This window comes from Neisseria sp. P0022.S010 (assembly GCF_051956635.1).
The window spans coordinates 1-4,030 of sequence record NZ_JBQCXF010000260.1; the positions used below are offsets into that span (position 1 = coordinate 1).

Annotated in this window: 3 protein-coding genes; all 3 read right to left on the bottom strand. The window is 51.7% G+C overall.

What is annotated here, in order from left to right; genetic code table 11:
• Positions 1 to 140 precede the first annotated feature (140 nt).
• Entirely contained in the window at positions 141 to 950 is an 810-nt protein-coding gene (gene zupT / locus ACTHUT_RS14855; RefSeq protein WP_002220178.1) for a zinc transporter ZupT, read from the bottom strand.
• A gap of 187 nt (positions 951 to 1,137) precedes the next feature.
• Positions 1,138 to 2,394 (bottom strand): D-amino acid dehydrogenase, encoded by a 1,257-nt coding sequence (locus ACTHUT_RS14860; RefSeq protein WP_250601603.1) that lies wholly within the window; start codon positions 2,392 to 2,394, stop codon positions 1,138 to 1,140.
• An 83-nt stretch (positions 2,395 to 2,477) separates the two neighbouring features.
• Complete coding sequence (locus tag ACTHUT_RS14865; RefSeq protein WP_049329304.1) at positions 2,478 to 3,869, bottom strand: alanine/glycine:cation symporter family protein; 1,392 nt, start codon at positions 3,867 to 3,869, stop codon at positions 2,478 to 2,480.
• Between the last annotated feature and the right edge of the window lie 161 nt (positions 3,870 to 4,030).

The window sequence follows — 4,030 nt, forward strand, 5'->3', positions numbered from 1 at the left end:
TAATGTTTGGATTCGATTTCGGCTGGATTGTATTTGTCTAACATGATGGAACTTTGTGAAATTAAGGTTATTTTTGATGTGCGGATTATAACGCAAAAAGGCCGTCTGAATCATTTCAGACGGCCTTCGGCATACGGGTTTTAAAAACGGAACAATACTAGGCTGACGGCAATCACCGCCATGCCCGTTGTCAGGCCGTAAACGGTTTCATGACCGTCTGAATAGCGTTTGGCGGCCGGCAGCAGCTCGTCCAACGCCAAAAACACCATCACGCCGGCTATCACGCCGAACACCGAACCAAACACGGCAGGCGACAAAAACGGCTGCAAAACCAAATAGCCCAAAGCCGCCCCCAACGGCTCGGCCAAGCCGGATAGCAGGCACGCCCATACCGTTTTCTTACGGCTGCGGGTGGCAAAATAAACCGGCGCGGCGATGGAAATACCCTCCGGAATATTATGGATGGCAATCGCCAAGGCCAAAGGCATCCCGACCGCCGGATTTTCCAAGGTAGCAAAAAATGTCGCCAAGCCTTCGGGGAAATTGTGCGCAGTAATCGCAAACGCCGCCATCATGCCGACTCGCGCGATATGGCGGCGTTTGCTTTCTTGAAACGACGGGTCTTGCGCGTCTAAAGTTTCATGCGGGTTCGGCACCAGGCGGTCAATCAGCGCAATGCCGCCCATACCGGCCAAAAATGCCATGGTCGCCGCCGCAAACGCGTGGTCTTTATCATAAATTTCAGCGAACGCCTCACTGGATTTACTGAAAATCTCCGTCAGGGAAACATACACCATCGCACCGCCGGCAAATGCCAAACCAAACGACAACACCCGCGGATTGGGCGTTTTGGAAAACATCACTAAGCCGCTGCCTAATACGGTAAACAAACCGGCAGCCAACGTGATGGAAAAGGCAACGGCCAAATTGGACATCGAAAAATCGGGCATGAGAAAACCTGCGCTCAAAGCTGGGACAGGTTCAGACTAACACTTTTTAATGCGTATGATAATAGTTATTATTTATTTTATTGATTAGATACATGGATTTTGAAACAAAAGGCCGTTTGAAACCTGATTTCCAGATTTCAGACGGCCTTTAAATTTGAAATGCCACTAAACCTTATCGCTTTCCAGCTTAAGCCTGATAGCGCGACAGGCTCAAGTCGTCGCTGCGGATTTCGGTGTCTTTGCCGCACACGATATCGGCGGTTAATTTTGCCGAACCCAGCGACATGGTCCAGCCCAAAGTGCCGTGGCCGGTATTTAGAAAGAGATTATCAAAGCGGGTGCGTCCAATTAACGGCGTGCTGTCGGGCGTCATCGGTCTGAGGCCGCTCCAGAACAATGCCTGGCTCAAATCTCCGCCCTCGGGGAACAAGTCGTTGACGACCAAAGACAAGGTTTCGCGGCGTTTTTCGGGCAGTTTGATTTCGTAGCCCGACAATTCCGCCATGCCGCCGACGCGGATTCTGTTGTCAAAGCGCGTGATGGCGACTTTGTAGCTTTCATCCAAAACGGTGGAAACCGGCGCGCCGTCTGAGTTTGTGACCGGCAGGGTCAAGGAATAGCCTTTGACAGGATAAATCGGCAGATTGAGGTCTAACTGCGCCAAAACCGTCCTGCTGAAGCAGCCGAGCGCGCAGACGAAGGCATCTGCTTCAAAGCGTTCTGTTTCGGTTTCGACTGCGCTGATGCGCAGCCCGTTATGGTCGATGCAGCTGATAGTTTGGTTGAAATGAAACTGTACGCCCTTTTCCTGACACAATTTATACAGATTTTCGGTAAACAGATGGCAGTCGCCGGTTGCGTCCGCAGGCAGGTGCAGGCCGCCGGCAATTTTGGCGGTAACGCGCGCCAGCGCAGGCTCGAATTTTGCGCATTCTTCGGGTTTCAAACGGCGGTACGGCACGCCGTAGCGTTCCAAAACAGCAATGTCTTGTTCTGCCGCTTCAACTTCTTTAGCCTGACGGAAAATCTGCAACGTCCCTTTTTTACGCCCTTCAAAATTCATGCCGGTTTGCGCTTCAAAACGGCGGAACATCTCACGGCTGTATTCGGAAATCCTGACCATGCGCTCTTTATTGATTTGATAGCGCGCTGCCGTGCAGTTTTGCAGCATTTGCCACAGCCATTCGATTTGATACAGGCTGCCGTCAGGGCGAAACAGCAAAGGCGGATGGCTTTTAAACAGCCATTTCAGCGCTTTGGTCGGGATACCGGGTGCAGCCCACGGCGTGGTATAGCCGTAAGAAAGCTGGCCTGCGTTGGCAAAACTGGTTTCCATCGCCACGCCCTCGGCGCGGTCGATGACCGTTACTTCATGTCCTGCCTCCGCCAGATACCACGCGGAAGATACGCCGGCAACACCAGCACCTAAAACAAGCACTTTCATTTTTCTCCTCCTCTGACTTTTTTCAAAACAGACTTAATATACATCGGGCCGTCTGAATGTTCAGATTCAGACGGCCTTGGACATTAATGCGGCAATTCGCCGTTTTTGATTTTTTGTTTGAAGTCGCGCGTTTCATTGACGATGACTTTCGCCATCAACAAAAGCGCAATCAGGTTGGGCAATGCCATCAAGCCGTTAAATGTGTCCGAAGCCAGCCACACCAAATCAAGGCTCAAAACGGTTCCCAGCATGACGGAAGAAACATAACCGACGCGGTACAAACCGGCAAACTTCTCGCCGAAGACGTAAACCGCGCATTTCTCGCCGTAATAACACCAGCCGAGAATGGTTGAGTAAGCAAAGAAAATCAGGCCGATGGTGACAATCCAGCCGCCGATGCCGGGCAGCATTTTTTGGAAAGTGACGGTTGTCAGCGCCGCGCCGCTCAATTCAGGTTTCACAAACTCGCCGCCTGCGCCGAGCAGACCCATGACCAACACGATACCGGTAATCGAGCAGACAACGATGGTGTCCAAAAAAGTACCGGTCATGGAAACCAAAGCCTGACGGACGGGGTGGTCGGTTTTCGCGGCGGCGGCGGCAATCGGCGCAGAACCCATACCCGCCTCGTTGGAGAACACGCCGCGCGCCACGCCGTAGCGGATGACCGTACCGATGGCACCGCCTGCCACGGCTTGCGCGCTAAACGCATCGGAGAAAATCAGTTTGACGGCGGGCATCAGCACATCGGAATTAATCACGATAATGGCAATACCGCCTACTACATAAAACACTGCCATGGCAGGTACGATAAAGGATGCGGCTTTAGCAATGCCCTTAATGCCGCCCAAAAGCACGATGGCCGTTAATACGGTCAATATCACGCCGGTGTAGGCAGGTTCAACACCAAAGCTGGTCTGCACTGCCTGCGCAACCGAGTTGGACTGCACCGAGCTGCCGATACCGAATGAAGCGAATGTGCCGAACAGCGCAAATGCGACGGCCATCCATTTCCAGTTTTTACCCAAGCCTTTTTCGATGTAATACATCGGGCCGCCGGACATTTCGCCTTTGGAATTGGTGACGCGGTATTTCACCGCCAACACGCCCTCGCCGTATTTGGTGGCCATACCGAAAATGGCGGTCATCCACATCCAAAATACCGCGCCCGGGCCGCCGGTTACCACCGCAGTCGCCACACCGGCGATGTTGCCCGTGCCGATGGTGGCAGACAGAGCGGTCATCAACGCCGCAAAATGGGAAATATCGCCTTCGTGGTCTTCGCCGTCTTCATGCTTCTTTGACGGCACAAACGCCTGTTTCAGCGCATAACCCAACATGGTGAACTGCAAGCCTTTCAGCAACACGGTCAGCAAAATGCCCGTACCGACCAGCAGCATCAACATAATAGGTCCCCAGACCCAGCCGCTGATGGTTTCGAAAAAGGCTTTGAGATTGTCTAAAAACAATTGCATGGCTTTCTCCTTTGTCTGTTTTATTTTTTATGCACTACTTTTTGTAGTGTCATGTAATTTCAGCACAGAATATTCAATAAGACAATATCTTTCTTTTTAAAAAGATTTTTGAGGTTTTACCCTAAAAAAATATCTATTTAGACCGGCCAGATTGTTTACAA